Raw genomic sequence first — 21181 nt, forward strand, 5'->3', positions numbered from 1 at the left:
CATGCGTCCATTCGTCTAGACGTAGGTCGCGCTAGCGCGCCGGCCGATCGAGCCTGGCGAGCCTCTCCAGCGTCGCGCCGTCGCGCTCGCCTGCGAAATATCGGGCGAGCGCCTGGTCGAAGACGAGTTCGTCGGAGACCGCGCCGAACAACGTCATCGAAGAGCGGAATTTGGCGTCATCGGGCGCGCCGAGGATCGCGTTGATGGTTCGTCCCCCGACGGCAAGCACGAGCGTGGTGCATTCAATGAGTCGCGGACCGAGTACGGGGTGGGCGAGGTAGGCTCTGGCCTCCGCGCGCGAGCCGATGGCGTAGCGCTGCGACATGGTGCTGAAGCCGAGGCCGGCGATCTGCGGGAAGACGAACCACATCCAGTGAGTCTGTTTCCGGCCCCGGGCCAGCTCCCCCCTGGACGTCGCCAAAAACCGGGTCCTGGGCCCTGACAAAGCGCTCTAGGTCGAAAGGATCGGTCATTGGATACCTCAAGGGGGGCTTGTCGGCCGCGATTATGCCTAAGTTTTGGCTCCCAATTTAGTCAATCGCCGTAACTATTTGATATTCCTCAGTATTATTTTCGGTTGGTTGTCTCGGGCTAACCGTGGGCTAACGCGATCCCAAAAACCTAGGGAAAAGCTAGACCGCCTTTTGTCTCGGGCTAACGGCGCTGGCCTCCGACCTCAGTGGCCAGTGGCTTAATTTGGGTAGTGACGTGATTTTTGATCGGCTCTAAATTGTTCCTGCTTCGGAACGAGGCGGTGTTTTGGAGCGGGATCATGCGAGAGTTTCGCGCATATATCATCGACGGCGAAGGGCACATAACGTTCCGAGTTGACATCGTGGTGCCGGACGAGGCGGGGGCTCGGGAGCGAGCCAAATTGCTTGTTGACGGGCACCCGGTAGAGCTTTGGGAAGGCGCAACCAGGCTCGATAGATTTGAGCCAATCAGCAGACACTAAGGCCCCTCAGTTGGCGGCCCGTCCGGGGGCTGGCGGGGACTGGAGCCTTGGGAGCCTGAGCACACGGTGACCGGGAAAAGCTAGACCGCCTTCAGCGAACGCGGCGGGCGGCCGGGCTTTCGGCCTCCTGCGCGAGCCTTCATCGCCTGAGACAGCGCGGACTTCGGGTCGCGCAAATCCCGCTGCCACGCGATCACCTCATCCTTGAACCACAGCTTGCGGTGCGGCGTGATCGGCTCGCCCTGCGGGAAGACCTTGTCACGCTCCAGCCGGAACAGCGTGGTGCGGCTGATTGGGATGATCGCGAGAACCTGCTCGGCGTTGAGCATGGGCCGCACCTCGGAGGCAGATTCGTCGGTGCGTTCGTTTTCGTTGGTGGCGGTCTTGGTGCTCTGGTCGCGGTCGCTCACGGGCGGCCCTCCTAACGCTTGTAGACGGTGGTGGGCGCGCCGCCTGCGGCGCGCTGGTTGGTCTCCTCGCAGAACGCCAGCGCCGACAAGTGGTCGCGCAGATGGCGCAGGGCGTCGGCCGCCTGCGGGTAGGCGATGTGGTACCGCGCGACCCGGTCGAGGTGCAGGATGAGATCGCGGAGCGGGCTTTGTGATCCCCCTGGCGAGCCGAGTTGGGGCCCGGGCGCGAGCATCGAGCGGTGCGCCCAGTCCTGCCGGTAGTCGCAATGGCAGCACACCCAGCCGCTCCGGGTGGCGACGAGGGTGCGGTCGGCGCCGTCGTGGGCGTCGGGACAGGTGAACGGGTGGAACAGGCCCAGCCGCTGGAAGCGGTTGAGCGCGTCCACCTCGCTCCATGTCCACGGTGCGGTGGACCTGTCAGTCATTGTGCCACCCCCTCAGGTGGTCGATCCCCTTGCCGGTGATCGAGTAGCTGATGGGGTCGTAGCGCCTGCGCTCCGGGCTGATCTCGATCAGGCACCGCGCCATCAGGACGGCGCGGTGTTCGCTCTTGGGCAACCCCTTCGCGTTGGGGCTGGCCGGGGTGTTCGCCTTGAACCAGCTGAGCGCCTTGCGCTCGTCGAGGCTCAGCGGGTGCTCGGGCTTCTTCGGTGCTGGTGCCGGGGTCGGCGCTTCGACGCCGACGCCCATGAAGGGATCATCCTGCGCCATGGTCAGAACCTCTGCAGCCGGTCGGCGATCTCCCCGACCGCATCGCCGATGCGCGTGGTCTCGTCGTTGACGCGCATGCAGGCGTCGATCTGCTCGTTGAGGGTGACCTTGGTGGCGGCGCCGCCGACCAAGATTTGCTGCTGCAGGGCGTCGAGCTGCTTCTTCAATTCGACGATGCGGTCGCAGACATCGCCGACGACCTTATCGACCAGCGAATTGATGGCGTCGCGCTGCGGCGCGCCGTAGGTGGGCGGCTGCACCATGGGCTGCTGTGGTGCAGCCGGATGCGCCGGATAGATGCGCGTGGCCGACCGCTCGATCTCGTCGCGCAGGGCGGCGATGCGGTCGCGTTCATTTCGAGCGTATCCGTCCATGACGAAACTCCCCTTGCTCTCTTGCCGAGAGCCGGGGAGCGTATCTCGCACTCAGTACGAAACGCAACAGAGTTCGATTTAGGCTCGAACCTTTTTCTTCAGCGCCTCGACGTGCTTTTTCGCTGCCGCCAGTTCAGCTTCCGCCTTGGCGCGCGTCGCTACGCGCTGCTCGGCGGTTTTCAGGCTGGCTCTGAATTGCGGGGATAAGTGTTTGTCCAGTCCCCACCAGAGCCACTCGGCGAGCGGTTCCTTCAGCTTCTCCCTGAGAAGGAAGGCGATTTCGCGCGGGATCGGGTAGCCGCGCTCGTAATTGTTCCAGCGCTTCATGTCGATGCCGATCTTGTCGGCAAAGACTTGCTGGCTCCCTGCTGCAACGACCTCTCGCAACAATCTCAGCCGCGCCTTGTATGCGTCGGCGTCCTTCTCGAAACCCTTGATCTTCTTCATGCAATCTCGCCCCAGCGCGTGTGTGCAGAAAGATACCTATAACTGGTATACACATACGTAATGCAACCTGCACGGGGGGTTGTATCGCACTTAATGCGCCTGCGCAATGAGTACGAATTTATAGCTCGACCGTCCTTTAATTCCCGCCGCAATTCCGCCGCCGTCGCGGATGCGTACTCAGTTCGATAGTGATTACACTTACGAATTGAGATCGATCATGCGCAGATTGACGACCGCGAAGGCAGTGGTCGATCACCTCGGCGGTTTGTCGAAGGTGGCGGTTCTGACGGCCACGAACATCAACACCGCGAAGAACTGGCCGGGTCGTGCAGGGGCGTTCCCTGCATCCACGTATGTCGCGATGAGCCGCGCGCTGCGGCGTCGTCGTGCGATTGCGGACCCGCGTCTCTGGGGCATGCGCGGTCTGGAGTAAGGCGCATGGGGATCAGCCTCGACCGGTGGGACCAACAGATCAGCCCGCGCCTCGACGAGATCAGGTGGCACGCCGACGCGATCCTGCGTGCCGTCAACGCGATGCATCTGCAACCCGATTTCGAGGCGTGGGCCGAAGGCCAGCTGGTGCTGACCAAGGACGCCCTGACGTACTCGCTGCGTCAGGTCTCCCGCGCGCTCGATGCGTACAGGGAGAAGCCCCATGACACTGGAGCTGGTTCATAGCTCGCCGACCATCGAAATGGAGCAACGCGTCCTGCGCATGCAGAGCGACGCGCTGATCCTCAAGAACGAGATGACCAAGGGGCAGGCTCGCGCCGTGTTCCTGATCCTGCAGGACGCCCGCGACAACCTGTCTTGCGTCCTCGACCGCGCCGAATGGGAGGGAGTGATCAAGCGATGAACGAACGTGAGGCCGACATGCTCCGCGCCGAGATCGAGTCCCTGATCCGGCATTATCCCGAGATCGCGGAGGACGAGGTGCTGCGCGCCGACATGCTCGACGGCGAGACCGCGCTGTCTGACGTGCTCACCGACCTGATCCGCATGGGCGAGGACGCAAAGGCGATGAGCACCGCGACCAAGGCGCGCCAGGACGACCTCAAGGCACGCGCGCAGCGCTTCGACCGCCGCGTCGAGTTCACGCGCGCGCTGATGCTGTCGATTTTGGACGCGGCGAACCTGCGCAAGGTTGAGCTGCCGGAAGGCACCGTCTTCCTGCGCAACAACACGCCGCAGCTCGTCGGCGAACCCGATGCCGACACGCTGCCGGACGACCTCGTCAAGATCGAGCGCAAGCCCGACCGGACCAAGATCAAGGACGCGCTGAAGGCCGGGCGCGAGCTGCCCGGTCTCGCGCTCTCGAACTCCCCGCCCTCTGTTGTCGTGACGGTGAAGTGATGAACGACGAATACAATCTCTATGGCGGTGAGCCACCGCACCAGAAGCACAGCGAGGCCAGCCACGAGGCCGCGACCAAGGCGCGTCGCCGCATCAACAAGGCGCACCAGAAAATTCTGGCGTGGATGGCTGAGCACCCCGATGGCGGCTGCGACGAGCGCGTCGCGGCTGCGATCTCGATGAATCAGAACACCTACCGCCCGCGCCGCTGCGAACTGTTCCAGATGGGTCACGTTCAGGACAGCGGGCGCAAGGAGCTGACGCGCTCCGGTTCGAGCGCGGTGGTGTGGGTTCGTGTGTCGCGCCCTTTTCAGGGAGTGAAATGATGCCCCTCAATGATGACCAGAAGGCGAACCTGTCCGCCCCGCTGAACCGTTCGCAGGTGAAGGAGCGCAGGCAGGGCGGCCGCACGTTCAGCTACGTCGAGGGCTGGCACGTCATCGCCGAAGCCAACCGCATCTTTGGCTTCGATGGCTGGCAGCGCGAAACCATCTTCGTCACCTGCATCGCGGACTACGAGCGCGAGATCGGCGAGAACAAGCTGCCCGGCTTCGGCGTGACCTACATCTGCAAGGTGCGCGTCACGGTTGGCGACATCGTGCGCGAGGGGTTCGGTTCGGGGCACGGCATCGACCGTGATCGCGGCCTCGCCCACGAAAGCGCGGTGAAGGAGGCCGAGACCGACGCGATGAAGCGCGCCTTCATGACGTTCGGCAACCCGTTCGGCCTCGCGCTCTACGACAAGGAGCAGAGCAACGTCGTTGACGAGAGCGAGCTGCGCCGTCGGCAGGCTCTGGGCGCCAGGCGCGCCGAGTTCATCGAACACCTCAAGGCTACCATCGCTAACGAGTTCGCCAGCCGCGAGAAGCTGGGCGAGTGGTGGAATAGCGAAGGGCAGAGGGCGGCGCGCCGCCGCTATGAGCTGAGCGACGAGGAAGTCGAAATGCTCAAGGCGCTGGTGTTGGCGAAGGCCGAACAGCTCGGAGGTGCCGCCCGTGAAGCATGACGTGCAGGCGTTCCGGCATGCGCCGATGGTGTTCGGCGACGACAACAGGCTGTCGCGCGGCATCATCGTGCGCTGCCCGTGCGGCACAGAGGAGCGGCTCCCCTACAACACCTACGCGGTGCCAGCGTCCTCTCAACGCGATCAGGACGCCATCGAAATCCAGTTCGTGCGCCGCAGGCTCATCCCGCGTGGCTGGTTCATCGGCCGCAAGCGCCGCGAGCACCGCTGCCCGAAGTGCAACGCCTACCGCACCACCACGAAGCAGGAAGTCTTGAGGGAGAGGATCGAGCCCATGACGAAGGAACTGCCGCTGCAGGTCGTCGCGAACAACGCCAAGCCGGTCGATGTGCTGCCGCCGCGCGCGATGTCGCGCGAGGAACGGCGCATCATCTTCGAGAAGCTGAACGAGGTCTACGTCAACGACAAGGTCGGCTATTCCGCGAACTGGACCGACGTGCGGGTGGCGGCCGATCTCGGCGTGCCGCTGCAGTGGGTCAAGGTGATTCGCGACGAAAACTTCGGCGACGAGGTCGGCAACGAGGACATCCGCAAGCAGCTCGCCGAAGCCAAGGAGGCGCTCGCCCTGGTCCGCGACCTGGAGCCCAGCGTCAAGAAGCTGCTGGCGCTCGCCGACCGCATCGAGCGCTCGATTGCCGAATGCGCAAGGGTCTTGAAGTGATGGACCTCTCCGACCTCGCACGCCGCAACACGATCTCGCTGGAGGTCAAGAAGGACGGGCTGACGCAGCGTCAGTCCGGCGACTGGCAGCTGCGCCTGACCATTGCCGCCATCGACATGGACAGCCGCATCACGCGGGCGGCGATGGGCACGCGGTTCGCCTGCGTGCTGGTCGAGGTGAAAGACGACGAGACGCCGGTCGATCACGCCAGCATGGAGCGCGATAGGTGGCGCGACCTCGGTCCGGCGAAGCAGGCGGGCATGCGCTGCAAGGAGCCGACATTCTGGGCGTTCCTGCGTGAGGAGCTGCACTACGCGGATGTCGTCGACGAGGGGCATGCCGCCGACTGCGTGCGCCATCACTGCGGCGTCGCGAGCCGCAGCGATCTCGGCAAGCCGGGCCGGACGGAAGAACGGCAGAAGTGGCACCAGCTCGATTTCGCCTATCAGGCGTGGAGAAACAAGGAAAATGGATAAGCAACGCATGCTGGAGAACGCTGTGATGGACGCCCTGGGCAAGCACGGCGCGACCTTCATCGAAGGGTTCGAGGCGCTGCTCGCCGTCATCGTCTACGGCGCGATCTCCTCAGGCAACACCAAGGAGGCGACGCTGAAGGCGATCATCACCACGTGGGACGACATGGTGCAGCACATCAAGGCGCGGCTCGACGAGATTCCGGCTGGCGAAGATTTCACGGTGGCGCTGTCGGAGCAGGTGAAGGCCGCGATGGCTGAGCACCCCGAGATGAAGGACACCATGAGGGAGATGCTGGCACGGTTGCGCCAGCATCTCGATGGCGTCCGCACCGGCAAGTACGCCAGCGCCGGCGAGGCGCTCGACGCGATGGGCGCGAAGCCGGTGGACCTCGACGAGCTGCCCCCGGAGGTGCGCCGCGCGCTCCTCGACATGGCCGACGATGATGACGACGAGTCCGGTGCGACGATCAACTGATGCGCGACCCACGGCAGCGTGACGAGGCGTACCTCGCCTACATCCGCACGCAGCCGTGCTGCATCTGCGGCGACGACACATCGACCGAAGCCGCGCATCTGCGCGTCGGTTCGATCAACGACGGGAAGCGATACACGGGCATGCAGGAAAAGAGCCACGACAAATGGGCACTGCCGCTGTGCTCGCGTCACCACCGCGAGAGCCACGCCTATGGCGACGAGTTGGGCTGGTGGCTGAGCTACGGCCTCAACCCGTTCCTGCTGGCGATGAAGTACCGCGCGCCAGGAGAATGACGGTGATGAAGCGGTACAGCATCTGGGTGCGCGAGATCGGCAGCGACCACGATGTCGAGCTGATGCAGTGCGACAGCAACCCGCAGGCGCTGGTCGATGGTCTCTACGCCAAGCACCTGACCATCAAGACCGACACCGCGCGCAAGAAGACGAAGGTCGGACGCTACAGCTGGGTCCGCATCGTCGATAACCACGCGGGGGATTGACGTGAAGCGGCGCTATCTCAACATCGAGATCGGCCCGTACCTGCGCGATACGCAGAAACTGTCGGCGCTGCAGAGCGGTGCCTACTTGCACTTGTTGATGCACTACAGCGTCCATGGAGAGTTGCCGCACGAGGACGACACCGCGATGCGGATGATCGCGCGCCTCGATCAGCGGCAGTGGCGGCGCACCAAGCCGGTGCTTGCAAAGTTTTTCGACGCGCACTGGCGCAACCCGCGCGCAGATCGGGACATGATGAGGCAGGAGCGCATCGCGGTCCTGCGCGCGTTGGCCGGTCAGGCGGGCGGCCAGTCGAGCGGCATGAGCCGCCGCGCACGCTCCCGGCTCGGTGATCACTGAAAATTACGGGGATAACGCATGGTCTTTTTTGGAGACCATCCCACGGAACCAGTGCTTCCGTTTTGCTTCGCGTTTGCTTCGCGCCGCGCGAGTCCGCTCAATGACTTAGCCCGTTTGGATGGTCGCCGGGTCGAAACCGCATCGCGAAGCAATTGCTTCGAATACAAAACTTAAACAACTACCACCTTCTCTGGAGCTGGCGGCGAGGGGCTTGCCGGTGTGGAGATCGTGGCGCATAGCGCTGCACCTCACTTCACATCGAGGTCGCCGATGCAGCTGCCACTCGACGACGCCGGGCCCACCCAGGAACGTCTCGCCAAGGCGGGCGAATTTTTCCAGCTCGTCGGTCGCTCGCGATCATCCCGCCGCATCACCATGCTGGACGACCCGCTGGGGAAGGCGCTGGTGCGCCGGATTTTGTCGGCGCTCGAATATCATGCGCTGCGCCGCTACGCGCTGCACTGGGCTGCGGCGGGCCTGCAGGGGCCGCTCAACAGCGTCGATCTCAACCGCATCTACAGCTTCGACCCGGCGTCCATGAGCGGACTGGCGCGGACGGAGGCGCAGCTCGATCACAAGCGCACCTACTACGCCGCCAAGCAGGCAATCGGCTTCCGGCCCTCGTTCGTGGCCGATCAGGTCGCGTGTTTCGGGAGGGGGCTGCAGGAGACCGGCGCGAGCCTCGGGATGCGCTCGCCGTACCGGGCGCGGGAGAAGGCGGCAGAGCTGCTGGGCGACGCCGGGCACCGCCTCAGCGTGTTCTTCGACGCCTTGCGTTGAGGGGCGTTTTGGAGCAAGTTTTCGCTACTCTCCGCACTGCGCCTCTCGACCAAGCCCCCTTGGTGCGCCGGGCCTGCGTGATCGGCGGGACGAGAAAGGCCCGGCTTCAGCAGGCGGGCCTTTTGCGTTTCAGATGACGTTGAAGATGATCGCCACGAAGAACAGAACGACCAGCCCGATGCCGATGGGCCTGAAGACGTAAGGGTCCAGCACCTCGTCGGCGATCCACTCGGCAACCTTTGGGAAAAATTGCTGAATGAACGACGTGCCGAATACGACGATGATGAACGCGGCCAACCAGTAGTTCATCGCTCGATCTCCGGCAGCTGCTCGGGTGTCACCTTCGCCTGCAGCATCAGGCGCACGAGGATGGCGATGTGCGGCGGCACCATGCCGTAGGTCTCGGCGACCCAACTGCGCACGGTGCGCGGCGTCGAGGCGATGGCGCGCGCAAACGCGGTCTGGCGGTTCTCACCGAAGATTTCGATGAGAGCGTCGTCCAGCTCCGCGCCGCTCATGGGGGCGTTGAGGGGGGGCTTACGCGGCGACATCGAGCTGCTCTTTCGGCTGCAGGCGGCCGATCAGGCGGATGACTTGCGCGGACTGCCACGACGACCCTTCGGCCGTGGTGATGCCGCGCGCATTGAGGTGCGCTGCGATCTGGCGCGACGACTGGCACATGACTGGCTCGACGACCTCGCGCAGGCTCTCCGCGAACGCGGCGGCGGCCTCGGCCTTGTTCTGGCCAGCGTTGGGCGCGCCCAGCTTGACGCCGCGCGCCTTGCAGGCGGCGAGGGCGGCCTTGGTGCGATCCGAAATGTCCTGCCGCTCTTTCTCGGCGACGGCGAGCATGATGTGGAGCTGGAAGTTGTCGGCGTGCGGCATCGCCGCGACGCGGAAGGCAACCCGGCGCGACATCAGACCGGAGCCGAAGTGAACGTCGCGGGTGAGGCGGTCCAGCTTGGCGACGACCACGGTGCCCTTCAGCTTGGTCGCCTGCGCGATGGCGGCGGCGAGCTGCGGGCGGGTCTCAAGCGCGTCGCTGCCCTTGCCGGTCTCGATCTCGACGAAGGTCTCGACGACCTCGTAACGCTCGGCGGCGGCGAACGCGGCGATGGCGGCCTGCTGCGCCTCAAGGCCGAGACCGGAGCGGCCCTGCTTCTGGGTCGAGACGCGGATGTAGGCGACGGCGGTCTTCATGGAGCGGCTCCTCAGTTGCTGCCAGTTATAGGAAGCAAATGCCTATGTCGTCAAGACCCATGTAACATGGCGGCGACCATGATGAGCACGGGCACCATCGCTGCGCCGACAATTAAGACCCTGTACCAGAACTCACCCACAAATCACCCACGGGTCGGCTGGCAATAAATGCCTAGGCAGTGAAGACCTAAGCGGAAAAGGTTTTGGTTACACAACGCTTGCGACCAGGCCCAAGGTTAGACGCTTACCCGGTAGAAGCGGACATCAGCCAGCAGAAGCAGACGAAGCCAAGGTTCCAGCCGCACATTCGCTTGTACTTTGGTACAATGATCTAAGAGCTCGCTCTCCAATACGCTGCTATTCCCTTAGCGAAGTCGAAGCTCGAAGATTTCGCATTTTGTGCACGCAAGCCCAAGCGTGGAGAGGGGTGCCGCCATGTTTGTTCGCACCACGGATCAACGCCTTCAGCCCAACACACTCGGCGATCTCGGCTTTACGAGCGCGCCAACTCCAATGGTCAAACTAAGCGAATTCACGTACCGAAAAGGCAAAGAAATTTTCGGCGAAAAGGAACCGGCCGAGTACGTCTATCAGATTAAACGTGGCGCTGTGCGAAGTTATAGACTGCTATCCGATGGCAGGCGTCAAATAGGCGCATTTCATCTAAAGGACGATGTCTTCGGATTCGAAAACGGTGAGAACCATCGATTTACCGCAGAAGCCGTCATCGAAACCACTGTGTATCTAATGAAGCGAGCAAGCCTCCAGTCGATGGCGGACACGGATGCCGCAATTTCGCGCAACCTGCTTACCATGACAACGACCAATCTGGAGCACGCGGAAAATCACATGCTGCTTCTGGGCCGAAAGACGGCTGTTGAAAAGGTTGCCGCATTCTTGATTGAGATGGATCGCCGAACCGGATCAAACAATGTGTCCTTACCGATGAATCGGCGCGATATCGCGGACTACCTTGGATTGACGCTGGAAACGGTTTCGCGCGCAGTGTCTCGATTGCATTGCGAGGGCGTTCTCAATTTTATTGGCAACACCCAACGCGAGATTGTCATCCTCGATCTAAACAAGCTTCAGAGCTTTGATCCACAACGATAGCTCGGACCTCTGGATAAGTTTTTAGCCTTGGGCGGGCCATTGATCTGGCTCAATGATCCCTCTCGGGTGCTGGCTGAACGTGTCGCCATGAACCAGACGGAGGAACCACGCCCCGATGAACTACCGGCGCCCAAGCCTTCCCGCTTGGACGAAGCGCGGCGGGTCGTGGAGGAGTACGCGAAAGATCTGCGCGAAATCATTCAGAAGCTTCGTCGTAAGTTGAACTGACGGCTGACTCTCTAATCCAATTAGTAATTATGTGCCATTGGGAGTCACACGCCTGCTGCGGCTCGCCAAGCCGTTGAGAAATTCAACGATCTGATGAGGCCAAAGCTGTCCATCGGGCGAATGCCGAAATCATTGCAAACGTCTGGCACCTTCCGATTGGCGCGTTGTTTGCTCGGTTTCGAGATTTCGGCAGTCACGACGCAGCGTTGGTCGGGTGACTTTAATGCGTGCGAAATGAGGAAGGGATCTCTACCAATAATCTCGATTTCTTGATCCGTCAGATCAGGCGCATAGCCTTCTTCGATAACCCGCCGAAGTAGGTCAACGTCCACATCTTCTTCGAGGGTCAATGCCTCTAGATGGTCCCTCTCTGAGATCCAAGCTGCGACTTCGTCGGTCCCTTCTCTGATCTCTTCAACCATCTCAAGCGGAATTTTTAATTGACCTCGCGCCCCCTGATGCAGGAGCCAATCCCAAAATTCGGGGATTCGGTCCAACGGATAGTATTCCCTGTTGGCGGTAATAAGAGTGCTGGCATCGAGCAGATGTAACAATCGTCACCCCTGCGCCGCGTTAAAACCGGCCGATCCGGTCCCGACCACGCCGTAGACATTGGAAGCTTTGACGCCGAGAACCTTTCCCGCCTTGGTGGGGGAAAGTATTCGCTCTGCGAGCATGCGACCCGTCAGGTTGACGAGCGCGTCACCTAGCCGATGACGCCGCACCACGTAGTAGTTCGGCCCGCCTTCGCGCTCCCGATTTCTTTCGCGTTCCGATGCGCGAGCCGCTTTCCACTGACTACGGAAGAGGGCAGTCAACCGGCTCCAAAGCTCTCGGTCGATGAGGCCTTCTCTTAGCAGCTTGTAAGCGACCATAGAGCGGCTGATGTTTCGCTGTTCTGCGAAGTCATTTATCCGAGTAACCACGCTCTCGAAGCTCGCGCCGCGCAAACCGGCGAGCGTCTCGATCTCAGCAGAAGGAAGAAGGAAGCGGCCCGCAACGTCGTTGCAGAACTGCTCGACGGCACTCTCGGCAACCGCTCCACTCACTCCTGTGGCGCCGAGCCAGATGTGGCACAGCTCGTGGAGCAGTGTGAATGCCCAGGCCGTTTGTGCGTCCTGATCATTGACGACGACAAAGGGCGCGACTTCGTCGGCGAGCGCAAAGCCTCGAAAGGTTTCGACATCGAGGCTCGTGTGATGGCTGCCGAGATTGCCGATGAGCAGCACATAAATGCCAGCCTGCTCCGCTTGATGGCGTAAGTAGGCGAAGCCGCCAGGTTGGCGGTTTGTGCCGCGCCGATAGCGCTCCAAGTCCAAGTTCAGCGTCTCGACAATTGAGGCCAAAACCGCATTAGCCCCTTGACGCATCGTCATCGATCCGACGAACGGCAGCCTGATCGCCGCATCTTCTTCTTCCAAGGCTTCCCGGACGATTTGCTGTCGTGCGCGAACATCGCGTATTAGAGCATCCACCAACGCGTCCTGGGCTATCGAATGCTCAGGAGGCAGTGTCCGAAAATCCTCACCCCGTTCGGCCTGTGTTGGCGGCGCAGCCATGTAGAAAGCCAGCAAGGGGCGACGATACTGCTTCGCCATGCGAACCAAGAGCGGTCGCGACGGCTCACGCTCTCCAGCCTCTAATGCGGCGAGCCTATCAGCTCCGGTTACGCCGCGTGCGTCTTTGAGATCGAGTTTAGCAGCTGCGTCCTCGACCGACAGACCGGCAGTTTCCCTCGCCCAGCGTAGGATATCGGGGTTTACACTTGGCATAGCGAGATGATCGACGCCGCTGGGTTGATAGAAAATTGCGGTTGCCCATCAGCATGCCAGATTCCCAAGGTTCAGGGGATTTAAAATCCAAACATTGGAAGGGGGTGCTGAGCATCCATTGTCGAGAGAAGATAGGGGCCGCGCCGCCTGAAATCCAGTCGCTTGGCCAAAACTGCATGGAGGACGACTATGAGACGGACGGCGAGGTGCCGGAACCCGGAGGCGCGGGCTGCGCACGACCTGCGGCGCGAACGGCGGGCCGACGAGAGGAGGGCGAGGAGGGTGAGCCTGCTTGACTGGGGGGGTCGGGATAGCCAGCCCGAGCTGGACGAGCTGCCGCTCGGGGGCACACTGGACAGCCCCATGCTCCAGTTGGCAGCCCCTTCCATGCGTCCAGGCGCGGAGCGCTGAGCGATGGCACCCTTCAAGCAGACCACGCTCCCAGCCCACTACAGGGGCGACCAGACCTTCGGCAGGCCGAGTGGCTATCGACCGGAATACGGTGACATGCTGATCGAGGCGACGAACAACGAGGGCATCAGCCTCACCGCCTTCGCTGGGATGATCGGGGTGAGCCGGGACACGGTGTACAGGTGGATCAGGGAGCACAGCGACTTCTCGGACGCGGTGTCTCGCGCACGGCCTGCTCGGGTGCTGTTCCTGGAACGCAAGCTGTTGCGGGCGCGCAAGGGCGCGGAAACCAGCGCCGCCGTGTTCGCGCTGAAGAACGCAGACCCCGAGGAGTGGCGCGACGTGCGCTCGGTCGAGCATGGGCACACGCTGAAGGTCGAAACCCTCACGGATGCGCAGCTCTACGCCATCGCAAGCCAGAAGGCGGGGGCACATGGCACTGTGATCGATGGGGAATACACCCGAACTGCCGACGAACCGACACAGTGAAACGACCGTTTCAGTGTTGCGGTCCCCTCGGGCTGTGACGTGGTGTGGTTGCGTCCCGGTGACGTGACCAGCTCGCATCAGGTACGACGCATGCGAGCGCATCGGAATAGGTGAGCGATCCCAAGGGGGTGGGGGCCGTGCCCCTCTGCCAGGGGGACCGGGGAGGGAAAAATCTAGGCGGGGAAGCATGCTTTTATTGACACCCCACCCGATGTCACCGCCATTCCAGAAATTCGCAGTCACGCCGTGGGCGTGTGCAGGGGGCCTCGGCCCCACGGGACCAGCGGGCGGTGTCCCTGTCGGACCAACAACACCCGCAGCGGCGGCATTCCTCATGGTACGGCGCTTGCGGGCAAAAGCGGACATCCACCAACTGACAGTCCCCGCCGAAACTGTCGAAAATGACCCGTACCGGACGTCGAGATTCGTTCGTAATCGATCTCAATGTTGCGCCCGCAGTTTGTGTCTGACGAACGGTCCTCCGCCCGGCTCCGCTTCGCGCGCGGCAACCATGTCCGCCTTCGGACAATTGTCAAACCTCAAACAGCAGGCTGAACGAGTTGTCCGTCAACGTCAGCATCACTGACGTAAGCACGAACGCCTGGTCGCAAGCCGCACTCGATGGTTGTCTGGCTTGATCTGAATCAAAAGCGGGCTCTCCCGAGAATTGGAGGTTGGCTTTCCGTGCGTCAGGCAAAAGCGTGACATGCACTGCAACCGGAGAGTGACCATGTTTGACTGCATTCTCAAGAACAGGCCGCGAGCTGGAGCGAGCGTTTCGCCGAGGAAGGCGACAGGTTGGCATAAGCGGGTCACGGCTACATTCCTCGGAGCAACGACACTTATGTCATTGTCAATGACCGGGCTGACGAGCATGCCCGCTGCGGCACAGCAGCAGAAACCAAACATTCTCTTCATCATGGGCGACGACATCGGCATTATGCAGCCCTGATGGTCGGTGAGACACCCAACATCGACCGCATCGGACGAGAGGGTGCGAAGTTCATGACCTACTACGCCGAGCAAAGCTGCACTGCCGGGCGCACCGCCTTCTTCACCGGCATGACGCCGCTGCGCGCCGGCATGATTCCGCCGCAACTGCCCGGCAGCCCATCCTTCCTGCAGCCCGGCACGCCGTCGCTGGCCAAGTTCCTGCTCGACCTCGGCTACAACACCGGCGAGTTCGGCAAGAACCATCTCGGCGACCACTCGGCAGCGCTGCCGACGGCACACGGCTTCCAAGAGTTCTGGGGCTACCTTTATCACCTCGATGCGATGCAGGGCGTGAGCTTCCCCGACATCAACAAGACTCCGACCGAACAGGCCATCGTTCCACCTTGCAAGAACACGCCGGTGCGCGGCCTTTCCGAGGTTCCGGGCGCGGTGGATCCGGAGACCACGCTTTGCATGACGCCGCCGCGGCCGGTACTCGCCTGTACCTCTTCCGACGGCACCGAGCAGAACCAGACCTGCAAGGACGAGGGCCCGATGACGCTGAAGCGCTCTGAAACCGCGGATGAGGAAATCTCGGCCAAGGTCATCGACTTCCTCGACCGCAACGATCCGAAGAAGACCAACAAGCCGTTCTTCGTCTGGTACAACCCAGCACGCATGCACATCACCACGATGCTGTCGGACAAGTACATGGCGATGGTAGGGACGCCCGGCGGCAAAGACTGGGGCGTCAACGAAGCCGGCATGAAGCAGATGGACGACAACATCGGCTATGTGATCAAGAAACTCGAAGACATGGGCCAGCTCGACAACACGATTCTGGTCTTTACCACCGACAACGGCGCCGAAGTCATCACTTTCCCCGATGGCGGCAACACGCCCTTCAAAGGTGGCAAGTTGACCACCTGGGAGGGCGGCATGCGCGCTCCGTGTGTCATTCGCTGGCCGGGCAAAATCAAGCCTGGCACCGTCCTGGACGACATCTTCGCATCGTATGACTGGTTGCCGACCTTTGTTGAAATCGCCGGTGGCGCCAAGGGCAACGACCTCAACAAGCAGATCATGGAGGGCAGGTATCCCGGCATCGTCAAGACAAAGCTTCAGGGGGTCAACCAGCTCGACTATCTGACCGGCAAGTCGGAGAAGTCGGCACGTGATAGTTTCTTCTATTACGGAGGTCCGGTTCCGTCGGCAGTGCGTTACAAGAACTGGAAGATCTACTTCGCGATGGCATCCGAGGCCGCGACCGGTGGCCTGATGGGGGTCCATACCTTCCATTGGCCTTTGGTCGCCAACATCAAAAGGGATCCGTTCGAGGGGTCCGTCGGTTTCGAACCGAAAACCCTTCTCGGCCAGGGCGGCGCACTTGCCGGACCCGTTACCGCCTACATCTACGACTGGAACATCATCCCTGTCGGTCAGGCGCTGTGGCTGAAAGAACTAGAAAGCTACGGTCCGTTCCCGGCGCTTCAGTCCCCGGCGTCCTACAGCCTAGCCCAGGTTCTCACGGAGGTTAAGGAACAAATGAAGAGGACTCGCGCCAACGGAGACTAGGTCGTAGCGAGCCAGTAGTGACCTGTCAGAGCTACAAGAGGCCGCCTCAGTTGGCGGCCTCTTTCATTTGTCGATGTGTCCCATGTCGCCTGTTGGCCCATCACGACATTTGCTGCGGTTGCACAAAGGCGGTCGGTATCGGAGCAAAGCGGACATCGCCGACGGTTTATGAGGACACGGCCTAAGTGGCGGGTTTTCCACGCCTATGCCTTCGAGGCAAACTACGTCACGAATCTCCACCACATCACCCGCGTCAAGCCCCCCAAAAATTCTTTGGATCGAACTCTTTACGATAGGGGCGATTTGTGCGTACTTTTCGGCAAGCCCCCGACATACCGCTTTAGGCCGCCCCTGCGGCGGTGTCATCGGGGCCTTGTCGGGCAGTGCAGCCTCAGCCCCCCAGCCCAATCTGCACTGACCCGGCTACAATCATCGAGGACAGACGATGATGTGCGAGCGTTGCGAAGCGATGGAAGACGGACTGCAGTCGATTGTGCAGTGGTCTGAAGCCTATCCCCTCTCTGTTTTCCCCGAACCCGATCTGAAGAAGGCGCGCGCCGCGCTGGAAGCTGCAGGCATCAGCCTCGACAGCATCTCAGCGCATTGCATGCGCCACGTCATCACGTCGGTCGGAGAAATCGCGCGGAGGGCATTGGGTCATGACTGAACGCAGCCAGTTCAACGCCCAGATCGCCCGGCTCGAGGCCCGCGTCGCGGTGCTGGAGCAGGTGATCTTCCAGCTCAACCCGTCCGCGCTCCGTCCGAACATCGACAGCGTCGAGGCGGTGAAGAATTTTCTGCGCAAGCACGACATCGACAAGCTGTCGCCGCACGTCGCGCGGTTTCTGAGCGACCAGCTGCCGGTCGATTGGCGCGCGCTCGCCAACAGCGCGGGCGCAATCCAGACCTTCAAGCTGCTCGCGCAGAACGTCTCGATCATCGACGCGCGCAGGAGGCTGTCGTGACCGATCACGAGTATGAGCTGGCCCGGCTCAAGTTCATCGATGCGATCCCCGCCAATATCGCGGTCGCCGACGCGCTCGCGCTCCTCGCTGATGTTCTGGTCTCCATCGCGGCCGAAGCCGGGATGGAGAAGCCCGCGTTCATGGACTGCGTCGAAACCAGCTGGGACTTGCTGGGAGAATGACGCGCGATGACCTCATCGACATCATCCGCGACGAGCTGAAGCGCCAACAGCGCGACCGCAAGGTCTCTCTGGTGCCGGTCGAGACGCCCGACAAGTTCGATGTGATCGGCGTGATCGATGTCCACGCACTCGCCGACGCCATCGCGCGCGAGCTGCCGTCGTGACAGAGTCCGCGCACGACCGTGACCTGCGTCTCGTGTGCGACTTGCGCAAATATCGCTCTGCGCAGGAGCAGAAAGTGATCGACCTGCTGTTCGCCAAGCTGATGCGCGGTGACAGGCGCGGGTTCGAGCACTCCTTGCGCAGCCGCACCGCCGCCGCCCTGCGCCGCCGTGGCGTGATCAGGGTGGAGCGGGCGCAATGAACGTCATCGTGTGCGGCGGGCGCACCTTCGAAAACTACGCGGCGGTCAAGAAGTATCTCGACATGCTGCACGACCTCCACCGCTTCACGCTGCTGATCCACGGCAGGGCGAAGGGCGCGGACACCTGCGCACATCGCTGGGCGGGCGAGCACAAGGTGCCGGTCGAGATGTTTCCGGCGCACTGGCGGCTGCACGGCAACAGCGCCGGGCCCATCCGCAACAAGCAGATGCTGGCCGAGGGCAAGCCGCAGCTCGTGGTCGCGTTTCCTGGCGGCGACGGCACCGCCGATATGTGCAGGCAGGCCCGCGCTGCGGGCGTCACAGTGATTGATCTGAAAGATGAGCGCACGAGGGCAGAGGTAACACAGCGATGGCGGACGAATACGGCCCCCTCGACCGTATCCGCTACCGGCCCAACCTGTCCGAACCGCTCAGCAACCTGACGCAGGACGCCGCCGAAGCGGCAGCAGCTCGCATGCGGCGCTCCGTGATATCGGATGTGCGCCGCAATTCCGCTCTGGAGGGTGGCGCCGACGCCGCCTCGATGGCGGCGGGGCTTGTCCCCGGCGCTGGCATCGCCGACGTGCTCGGTCTGCTGCCGGATTTCAGGGGCGGCTATCAGCCGTCGTTCGGCCGCAACCTCCTCAGCGGCAATTATCGCGACGCGGCGCTGCAGACCCTCGGGCTCGGCGGCGACATGATGCTGGCGACGCCGCTGGCTGCGCTCGGCGTGGCTGCGAAGGGCGCCCGTGAAGCAGCTCGCGTGCCCATCGCTGCCGGTGATCTGCGCGTCTCGACGCGCTTCCCGACCGCCGTGAAGGCGACCGAAGACCCGCTGCGGCAGCACCTGTCGATTGGCGTCGATGAGATGAAGGCGGACCCGGAGGGCTTCGCGCACAACACCTCGCTGCTGTCGCGCTATCCGGGCTTCGCGCGGCTGCAGGGCATGGCGCCCGAGGAGGCGGCAAAGGCCTATGTCGATCAGGCCGCTGGCAACATGCGCTTCCTGTACGAAAACTCGCCCGGCGAGATGAAGGCGCGCGCGCCGCACTGGTACGAGGGCGCGAACCGCATTTCCGATGCGATGGCGCAGCGCTGGGGCATCCCGCGTCAGAGCGCGTCGGCCGCGCTGGCGTCGTTGTCGCCGCAAAAGGACTGGTTCATGAACGCCACGCTCGGCGAGCGCGTCGGCGACATCGTCATGGACAATCCGCGCGCGTCCGGCGACATGGTCAACTGGATCAGGTCGCAGCCGAAGGTGATGGCTGCGCCTGGCGCCGAAGATGCGCTGCGCGAGATCACCGGTAAGCGGCTCGATCAGGTCGATCCGAAGAACGCGGCGCTGTTCGTGCGCGCCTTCGACGAGGCGCACAACACGCGCAACTATCGCTCGATCCTGCCGGAAGGCGACTATGGTGATTTCATCACCACGATGTCCGGTGATCCCAGCAAGGTGGCGTGGGGCACGTTCGGCGACATCGACAAGGCGGTGCGCGCGATCCGCTCGGGCGGTGACATGGGCATCATTTCGCCGCTGCTCGGCGAGAAGCACAAAGTGCGCTCGTTCTACAACAACATCGAGGTGCCGAACGACCCGCGCTTCGGCGACGTGACGGCGGACACCCATCAGGTGGCTGCGGCGCAGATGCGTCCACTGTCCGGGGCGTCGGAGGCGGTGATCCAGCATCTGGCGTCCGGCGGCCCGGCCGGTTCGGTGAACGCGCGCTCCAGCGCCATCACCGGGGTCAAGGGCACCTATGGTCTGGTGAACGATGCCACGCGGCAGTTTGCCGAGAGCGTCGGCCTGATCCCGCGCGCGGGCCAGTCCGCAACGTGGGAGCCGGTGCGCGAGCTATTCCCCGCGAAGTGGAAAACGGCTAAGAATAATGCTGCCGTTGACGACATCTGGGGGGCCTACGACCGTGGCGACATCTCAATCGACCAAGCCCGAAGTGCTATCTTCGGTCTTGCTGGCGGAATTGGTACGCCTGAGTGGGCGCGAAGCGGCATTAGCGCGACTGCTCCCCATCAGGGATCAACATATCGGTAAGCTCGCCGAAGGCTTCATCGCCATCAACTGGTGGGGCGAGGTGCCTGAAGTGATCGAGCCTGAGGAGCAGTACATCATCGATCTGCTGCGCGAGTACGACGCGGCGCTCACCCGAGAGGCGAGCGAGTAATAAATTCGCGCAACTGCCGCTGGGCGCTCTCGTACTTTGTGCGCCTGTCAAGCCGCGATGCGGTCCATGCGACTTCTGCACCGGTCGCCTCGTAATTGTTGCGAGTTCGTAATGTTTGGCGTTTGATGGTTCTCCCTTGGGAGGGGAGCCCGCAATGCCACAAGAAAACGAGCGGCACCACTTCGCACTTATGTCAGTGGTCGATGCGTTCACGGACATCACCGGAATTTCGGCCAAGCGGCTCGGTCGCTTGATCGGGATGCCGCATTTTGTATCCCACGTTCATGATGGCGTGGCGAACGAGCAGGAAATCCGGGCGGCCTTCGACCTGATGGGCCGCTTCTTCAGCAATCATGATCTCGGCGGAAGACGCCGCAGGGGAAATCCTCCGGCGAAAACTGCTTCGCGCGTCTCTCGCGGAGTGGTGCATTGCAAACGGCTACACGCCAGCCCGTCACCATCTGCTGCTGATCGAAAAGCTGGAGGCCCTTGCGCGGGGTGACATCCCGCGCCTCGCGATCTTCATGCCGCCGGGCTCGGCGAAATCGACCTACGCCTCGGTACTGTTTCCTCCGTGGGCGATGTCGCAGTTTCCGAAGGCGCAGTTTCTCGCCGCCTCGCACACCACGGAGCTGGCAGAGCGCTGGGGGCGCCGCGTCCGCAATCTGATCGCGGAGCACTCCTCGATCCTCGGCATCACGCCCGACGACCAGAACCAGGCGGCGGGCCGCTGGGCGATCAAGGAAGGCGGCGAGTATCTCGCGGCAGGCGCGCGCATCGGCATCGCCGGTTTCCGCGCGCTGTTCGGCGTGATCGACGATCCCCTGCGTTCGCGCGAGGACGCCGACAGCGAGGCGATCCGCGAGCGGCTCTGGGAGTGGTACCTCTACGACTTCCGGCCCCGCCTGATCCCCGGCGCGCGTCAGCTGCTGATCCAGACGCGCTGGCACGAGGACGATCTCGCGGGCCGCTGCCTCAACCATCAGCCGTGGGAAGTGATCTCGCTGCCCGCTGAGGCGAAGGCGAATGACCAGCTCGGCCGCGCGCCCGGCGAGTTCCTGTGGGGGGACGATGCCTACGGCTACGGCGAACAGCTGCGCGAGCTGAAGGAGACGACGCCGCCGCGCGTGTGGTCGGCGCTGTACCAGCAGGCGCCGGCTCCCGACGAGGGCGACTTCTTCAAGACCCAGTGGTTCAAGCCGCTCGACATCGCGCCATCGCACACCTTGATGCGCTGCTAGGGCGC

35 protein-coding genes and 2 pseudogenes are annotated in these 21181 nt (G+C 62.8%); 25 read left to right on the plus strand and 12 right to left on the minus strand.

Features of this window, described 5'->3' with window-relative positions:
• Positions 1–31 precede the first annotated feature (31 nt).
• The 6 genes and pseudogenes from IVB46_RS39580 to IVB46_RS39605 form a co-directional block, all read right to left on the minus strand.
• A pseudogene (locus tag IVB46_RS39580) lies at positions 32–473 on the minus strand (DUF1810 domain-containing protein).
• A gap of 562 nt (positions 474–1035) precedes the next feature.
• On the minus strand, positions 1036–1365 hold the full coding sequence (locus tag IVB46_RS39585; protein WP_247311141.1) for an AlpA family phage regulatory protein: 330 nt from the start codon (positions 1363–1365) through the stop codon (positions 1036–1038).
• Positions 1366–1376: 11 nt separating this feature from the next.
• Positions 1377–1790 carry a hypothetical protein gene (locus tag IVB46_RS39590; protein WP_247311137.1) on the minus strand — a complete coding sequence of 138 codons (414 nt, stop codon included), beginning with the start codon at positions 1788–1790 and terminating at the stop codon, positions 1377–1379.
• A complete protein-coding gene (locus tag IVB46_RS39595; protein WP_247311135.1) occupies positions 1783–2076 on the minus strand; it encodes a hypothetical protein in 294 nt (97 codons plus the stop codon). The genes IVB46_RS39590 and IVB46_RS39595 overlap by 8 nt, the downstream gene beginning before the upstream one ends.
• A gap of 2 nt (positions 2077–2078) precedes the next feature.
• Complete coding sequence (locus IVB46_RS39600) at positions 2079–2450, minus strand: hypothetical protein (RefSeq protein WP_247311132.1); 372 nt, start codon at positions 2448–2450, stop codon at positions 2079–2081.
• A 78-nt stretch (positions 2451–2528) separates the two neighbouring features.
• Positions 2529–2897 (minus strand): hypothetical protein, encoded by a 369-nt coding sequence (locus IVB46_RS39605; RefSeq protein ID WP_247311130.1) that lies wholly within the window; start codon positions 2895–2897, stop codon positions 2529–2531.
• Between the two features lie 217 nt (positions 2898–3114).
• Between IVB46_RS39605 and IVB46_RS39610 the strand changes: the two genes are divergently transcribed.
• The 13 genes from IVB46_RS39610 (at position 3115) to IVB46_RS39670 (ending at position 8523) form a co-directional block, all read left to right on the plus strand.
• Positions 3115–3330: a hypothetical protein gene (locus IVB46_RS39610; RefSeq protein WP_247345322.1), complete on the plus strand. Its 216-nt coding sequence runs from the start codon at positions 3115–3117 to the stop codon at positions 3328–3330.
• A gap of 5 nt (positions 3331–3335) precedes the next feature.
• Positions 3336–3575 (plus strand): hypothetical protein, encoded by a 240-nt coding sequence (locus IVB46_RS39615; protein ID WP_247311124.1) that lies wholly within the window; start codon positions 3336–3338, stop codon positions 3573–3575.
• A complete protein-coding gene (locus tag IVB46_RS39620) occupies positions 3553–3753 on the plus strand; it encodes a hypothetical protein (protein WP_247311121.1) in 201 nt (66 codons plus the stop codon). The genes IVB46_RS39615 and IVB46_RS39620 overlap by 23 nt, the downstream gene beginning before the upstream one ends.
• Positions 3750–4250: a siphovirus Gp157 family protein gene (locus IVB46_RS39625; RefSeq protein WP_247311118.1), complete on the plus strand. Its 501-nt coding sequence runs from the start codon at positions 3750–3752 to the stop codon at positions 4248–4250. Before IVB46_RS39620 ends, IVB46_RS39625 begins: the two co-directional genes overlap by 4 nt.
• The gene (locus tag IVB46_RS39630) at positions 4250–4576 is read left to right on the plus strand and encodes a hypothetical protein (RefSeq protein WP_247311115.1); all 327 of its coding nucleotides are present in this window, start codon (positions 4250–4252) and stop codon (positions 4574–4576) included. Before IVB46_RS39625 ends, IVB46_RS39630 begins: the two co-directional genes overlap by 1 nt.
• Positions 4576–5256: an RAD52 family DNA repair protein gene (locus IVB46_RS39635; protein WP_247345325.1), complete on the plus strand. Its 681-nt coding sequence runs from the start codon at positions 4576–4578 to the stop codon at positions 5254–5256. The genes IVB46_RS39630 and IVB46_RS39635 overlap by 1 nt, the downstream gene beginning before the upstream one ends.
• The gene (locus IVB46_RS39640; RefSeq protein WP_247311109.1) at positions 5246–5935 is read left to right on the plus strand and encodes a hypothetical protein; all 690 of its coding nucleotides are present in this window, start codon (positions 5246–5248) and stop codon (positions 5933–5935) included. Before IVB46_RS39635 ends, IVB46_RS39640 begins: the two co-directional genes overlap by 11 nt.
• Positions 5914–6411: a hypothetical protein gene (locus IVB46_RS39645; protein WP_247311107.1), complete on the plus strand. Its 498-nt coding sequence runs from the start codon at positions 5914–5916 to the stop codon at positions 6409–6411. The genes IVB46_RS39640 and IVB46_RS39645 overlap by 22 nt, the downstream gene beginning before the upstream one ends.
• Positions 6404–6886: a hypothetical protein gene (locus IVB46_RS39650; RefSeq protein ID WP_247311104.1), complete on the plus strand. Its 483-nt coding sequence runs from the start codon at positions 6404–6406 to the stop codon at positions 6884–6886. Before IVB46_RS39645 ends, IVB46_RS39650 begins: the two co-directional genes overlap by 8 nt.
• Positions 6886–7179, plus strand: a complete 294-nt coding sequence (locus IVB46_RS39655; protein WP_049810395.1) for a DUF968 domain-containing protein — start codon at positions 6886–6888, stop codon at positions 7177–7179. Before IVB46_RS39650 ends, IVB46_RS39655 begins: the two co-directional genes overlap by 1 nt.
• A 5-nt stretch (positions 7180–7184) precedes the next feature.
• Positions 7185–7385: a hypothetical protein gene (locus IVB46_RS39660; RefSeq protein ID WP_247311100.1), complete on the plus strand. Its 201-nt coding sequence runs from the start codon at positions 7185–7187 to the stop codon at positions 7383–7385.
• 1 nt (position 7386) lies between these two features.
• A complete protein-coding gene (locus tag IVB46_RS39665) occupies positions 7387–7743 on the plus strand; it encodes a DUF1376 domain-containing protein (protein ID WP_247311097.1) in 357 nt (118 codons plus the stop codon).
• Between the two features lie 270 nt (positions 7744–8013).
• Positions 8014–8523 (plus strand): hypothetical protein, encoded by a 510-nt coding sequence (locus IVB46_RS39670; RefSeq protein ID WP_035678016.1) that lies wholly within the window; start codon positions 8014–8016, stop codon positions 8521–8523.
• 129 nt (positions 8524–8652) lie between these two features.
• On the opposite strand, the gene IVB46_RS39675 is transcribed toward IVB46_RS39670, so the two are convergent.
• Genes IVB46_RS39675 through IVB46_RS39685 form a run of 3 tightly spaced genes read right to left on the minus strand, consistent with a single transcriptional unit; the run spans position 8653 to position 9723 of the window.
• A complete protein-coding gene (locus IVB46_RS39675) occupies positions 8653–8832 on the minus strand; it encodes a hypothetical protein (protein ID WP_247311095.1) in 180 nt (59 codons plus the stop codon).
• Positions 8829–9074, minus strand: a complete 246-nt coding sequence (locus IVB46_RS39680) for a helix-turn-helix domain-containing protein (RefSeq protein WP_247311092.1) — start codon at positions 9072–9074, stop codon at positions 8829–8831. The genes IVB46_RS39675 and IVB46_RS39680 overlap by 4 nt, the downstream gene beginning before the upstream one ends.
• Positions 9061–9723: a recombinase family protein gene (locus tag IVB46_RS39685; protein WP_247311089.1), complete on the minus strand. Its 663-nt coding sequence runs from the start codon at positions 9721–9723 to the stop codon at positions 9061–9063. The genes IVB46_RS39680 and IVB46_RS39685 overlap by 14 nt, the downstream gene beginning before the upstream one ends.
• Before the next feature lie 435 nt (positions 9724–10158).
• On the opposite strand from IVB46_RS39685, the gene IVB46_RS39690 reads away from it, so the two are divergent.
• Positions 10159–10836: a helix-turn-helix domain-containing protein gene (locus IVB46_RS39690; RefSeq protein ID WP_247311087.1), complete on the plus strand. Its 678-nt coding sequence runs from the start codon at positions 10159–10161 to the stop codon at positions 10834–10836.
• A 39-nt stretch (positions 10837–10875) separates the two neighbouring features.
• A complete protein-coding gene (locus tag IVB46_RS39695; protein ID WP_247311084.1) occupies positions 10876–11064 on the plus strand; it encodes a hypothetical protein in 189 nt (62 codons plus the stop codon).
• 44 nt (positions 11065–11108) lie between these two features.
• Here IVB46_RS39695 and IVB46_RS39700 read toward each other — a convergent pair whose 3' ends face one another.
• Both IVB46_RS39700 and IVB46_RS39705 read right to left on the minus strand, forming a co-directional pair.
• Positions 11109–11618 (minus strand): DUF4411 family protein, encoded by a 510-nt coding sequence (locus IVB46_RS39700; RefSeq protein WP_247311081.1) that lies wholly within the window; start codon positions 11616–11618, stop codon positions 11109–11111.
• Positions 11619–11621: 3 nt separating this feature from the next.
• Positions 11622–12662 (minus strand): ImmA/IrrE family metallo-endopeptidase, encoded by a 1041-nt coding sequence (locus tag IVB46_RS39705; protein ID WP_346016160.1) that lies wholly within the window; start codon positions 12660–12662, stop codon positions 11622–11624.
• 588 nt (positions 12663–13250) lie between these two features.
• Here IVB46_RS39705 and IVB46_RS39710 point away from each other — a divergent pair.
• The 9 genes and pseudogenes from IVB46_RS39710 (at position 13251) to IVB46_RS39745 (ending at position 19805) form a co-directional block, all read left to right on the plus strand.
• Entirely contained in the window at positions 13251–13736 is a 486-nt protein-coding gene (locus IVB46_RS39710) for a DNA-packaging protein (protein WP_247311076.1), read from the plus strand.
• An 844-nt stretch (positions 13737–14580) separates the two neighbouring features.
• Positions 14581–16244, plus strand: a pseudogene (locus IVB46_RS39715) (arylsulfatase).
• 445 nt (positions 16245–16689) lie between these two features.
• Positions 16690–16911, plus strand: a complete 222-nt coding sequence (locus IVB46_RS39720; protein WP_247311073.1) for a hypothetical protein — start codon at positions 16690–16692, stop codon at positions 16909–16911.
• Positions 16904–17209 (plus strand): hypothetical protein, encoded by a 306-nt coding sequence (locus IVB46_RS39725; protein WP_247311070.1) that lies wholly within the window; start codon positions 16904–16906, stop codon positions 17207–17209. The genes IVB46_RS39720 and IVB46_RS39725 overlap by 8 nt, the downstream gene beginning before the upstream one ends.
• Complete coding sequence (locus tag IVB46_RS39730) at positions 17206–17391, plus strand: hypothetical protein (RefSeq protein ID WP_247311067.1); 186 nt, start codon at positions 17206–17208, stop codon at positions 17389–17391. Before IVB46_RS39725 ends, IVB46_RS39730 begins: the two co-directional genes overlap by 4 nt.
• Positions 17388–17555 carry a hypothetical protein gene (locus IVB46_RS39735; RefSeq protein WP_247311064.1) on the plus strand — a complete coding sequence of 56 codons (168 nt, stop codon included), beginning with the start codon at positions 17388–17390 and terminating at the stop codon, positions 17553–17555. Before IVB46_RS39730 ends, IVB46_RS39735 begins: the two co-directional genes overlap by 4 nt.
• A gap of 74 nt (positions 17556–17629) precedes the next feature.
• Complete coding sequence (locus tag IVB46_RS44980) at positions 17630–17755, plus strand: hypothetical protein (protein WP_256468703.1); 126 nt, start codon at positions 17630–17632, stop codon at positions 17753–17755.
• Positions 17752–18198, plus strand: a complete 447-nt coding sequence (locus IVB46_RS39740) for a DUF2493 domain-containing protein (RefSeq protein ID WP_247311058.1) — start codon at positions 17752–17754, stop codon at positions 18196–18198. Before IVB46_RS44980 ends, IVB46_RS39740 begins: the two co-directional genes overlap by 4 nt.
• Positions 18126–19805, plus strand: coding sequence for a hypothetical protein (locus tag IVB46_RS39745; protein ID WP_247311054.1), 1680 nt, complete (start codon positions 18126–18128; stop codon positions 19803–19805). The genes IVB46_RS39740 and IVB46_RS39745 overlap by 73 nt, the downstream gene beginning before the upstream one ends.
• Positions 19806–20128: 323 nt before the next feature.
• Here IVB46_RS39745 and IVB46_RS39750 read toward each other — a convergent pair whose 3' ends face one another.
• Positions 20129–20290, minus strand: a complete 162-nt coding sequence (locus IVB46_RS39750) for a hypothetical protein (protein WP_247311051.1) — start codon at positions 20288–20290, stop codon at positions 20129–20131.
• Between IVB46_RS39750 and IVB46_RS39755 the strand changes: the two genes are divergently transcribed.
• Positions 20289–21176, plus strand: coding sequence for a hypothetical protein (locus tag IVB46_RS39755; protein ID WP_247311048.1), 888 nt, complete (start codon positions 20289–20291; stop codon positions 21174–21176). The two genes, IVB46_RS39750 and IVB46_RS39755, sit on opposite strands and share 2 nt — an antisense overlap.
• Positions 21177–21181 lie beyond the last annotated feature (5 nt).

The organism is Bradyrhizobium sp. 61 (genome assembly GCF_023073075.1).
GTDB classification, from domain to species: domain Bacteria; phylum Pseudomonadota; class Alphaproteobacteria; order Rhizobiales; family Xanthobacteraceae; genus Bradyrhizobium; species Bradyrhizobium barranii.

Excerpts from the sequence above, each read along its gene's own strand:
- IVB46_RS39590 (WP_247311137.1), bottom strand. The coding sequence starts at position 1,790 with ATGACTGACAGGTCCACCGCACCGTGGACATGGAGCGAGGTGGACGCG.
- IVB46_RS39595 (WP_247311135.1), bottom strand. The coding sequence starts at position 2,076 with ATGGCGCAGGATGATCCCTTCATGGGCGTCGGCGTCGAAGCGCCGACC.
- IVB46_RS39600 (WP_247311132.1), bottom strand. The coding sequence starts at position 2,450 with ATGGACGGATACGCTCGAAATGAACGCGACCGCATCGCCGCCCTGCGC.
- IVB46_RS39605 (WP_247311130.1), bottom strand. The coding sequence starts at position 2,897 with ATGAAGAAGATCAAGGGTTTCGAGAAGGACGCCGACGCATACAAGGCG.
- IVB46_RS39610 (WP_247345322.1), top strand. The coding sequence starts at position 3,115 with ATGCGCAGATTGACGACCGCGAAGGCAGTGGTCGATCACCTCGGCGGT.
- IVB46_RS39615 (WP_247311124.1), top strand. The coding sequence starts at position 3,336 with ATGGGGATCAGCCTCGACCGGTGGGACCAACAGATCAGCCCGCGCCTC.
- IVB46_RS39620 (WP_247311121.1), top strand. The coding sequence starts at position 3,553 with ATGACACTGGAGCTGGTTCATAGCTCGCCGACCATCGAAATGGAGCAA.
- IVB46_RS39625 (WP_247311118.1), top strand. The coding sequence starts at position 3,750 with ATGAACGAACGTGAGGCCGACATGCTCCGCGCCGAGATCGAGTCCCTG.
- IVB46_RS39630 (WP_247311115.1), top strand. The coding sequence starts at position 4,250 with ATGAACGACGAATACAATCTCTATGGCGGTGAGCCACCGCACCAGAAG.
- IVB46_RS39635 (WP_247345325.1), top strand. The coding sequence starts at position 4,576 with ATGCCCCTCAATGATGACCAGAAGGCGAACCTGTCCGCCCCGCTGAAC.
- IVB46_RS39645 (WP_247311107.1), top strand. The coding sequence starts at position 5,914 with ATGCGCAAGGGTCTTGAAGTGATGGACCTCTCCGACCTCGCACGCCGC.
- IVB46_RS39650 (WP_247311104.1), top strand. The coding sequence starts at position 6,404 with ATGGATAAGCAACGCATGCTGGAGAACGCTGTGATGGACGCCCTGGGC.
- IVB46_RS39655 (WP_049810395.1), top strand. The coding sequence starts at position 6,886 with ATGCGCGACCCACGGCAGCGTGACGAGGCGTACCTCGCCTACATCCGC.
- IVB46_RS39660 (WP_247311100.1), top strand. The coding sequence starts at position 7,185 with ATGAAGCGGTACAGCATCTGGGTGCGCGAGATCGGCAGCGACCACGAT.
- IVB46_RS39670 (WP_035678016.1), top strand. The coding sequence starts at position 8,014 with ATGCAGCTGCCACTCGACGACGCCGGGCCCACCCAGGAACGTCTCGCC.
- IVB46_RS39675 (WP_247311095.1), bottom strand. The coding sequence starts at position 8,832 with ATGAACTACTGGTTGGCCGCGTTCATCATCGTCGTATTCGGCACGTCG.
- IVB46_RS39680 (WP_247311092.1), bottom strand. The coding sequence starts at position 9,074 with ATGTCGCCGCGTAAGCCCCCCCTCAACGCCCCCATGAGCGGCGCGGAG.
- IVB46_RS39685 (WP_247311089.1), bottom strand. The coding sequence starts at position 9,723 with ATGAAGACCGCCGTCGCCTACATCCGCGTCTCGACCCAGAAGCAGGGC.
- IVB46_RS39690 (WP_247311087.1), top strand. The coding sequence starts at position 10,159 with ATGTTTGTTCGCACCACGGATCAACGCCTTCAGCCCAACACACTCGGC.
- IVB46_RS39705 (WP_346016160.1), bottom strand. The coding sequence starts at position 12,662 with ATGGCGAAGCAGTATCGTCGCCCCTTGCTGGCTTTCTACATGGCTGCG.
- IVB46_RS39710 (WP_247311076.1), top strand. The coding sequence starts at position 13,251 with ATGGCACCCTTCAAGCAGACCACGCTCCCAGCCCACTACAGGGGCGAC.
- IVB46_RS39720 (WP_247311073.1), top strand. The coding sequence starts at position 16,690 with ATGATGTGCGAGCGTTGCGAAGCGATGGAAGACGGACTGCAGTCGATT.
- IVB46_RS39725 (WP_247311070.1), top strand. The coding sequence starts at position 16,904 with ATGACTGAACGCAGCCAGTTCAACGCCCAGATCGCCCGGCTCGAGGCC.
- IVB46_RS39735 (WP_247311064.1), top strand. The coding sequence starts at position 17,388 with ATGACGCGCGATGACCTCATCGACATCATCCGCGACGAGCTGAAGCGC.
- IVB46_RS39740 (WP_247311058.1), top strand. The coding sequence starts at position 17,752 with ATGAACGTCATCGTGTGCGGCGGGCGCACCTTCGAAAACTACGCGGCG.
- IVB46_RS39745 (WP_247311054.1), top strand. The coding sequence starts at position 18,126 with ATGGCGGACGAATACGGCCCCCTCGACCGTATCCGCTACCGGCCCAAC.
- IVB46_RS39755 (WP_247311048.1), top strand. The coding sequence starts at position 20,289 with ATGATCTCGGCGGAAGACGCCGCAGGGGAAATCCTCCGGCGAAAACTG.
- IVB46_RS39750 (WP_247311051.1), bottom strand. The coding sequence starts at position 20,290 with ATGATTGCTGAAGAAGCGGCCCATCAGGTCGAAGGCCGCCCGGATTTC.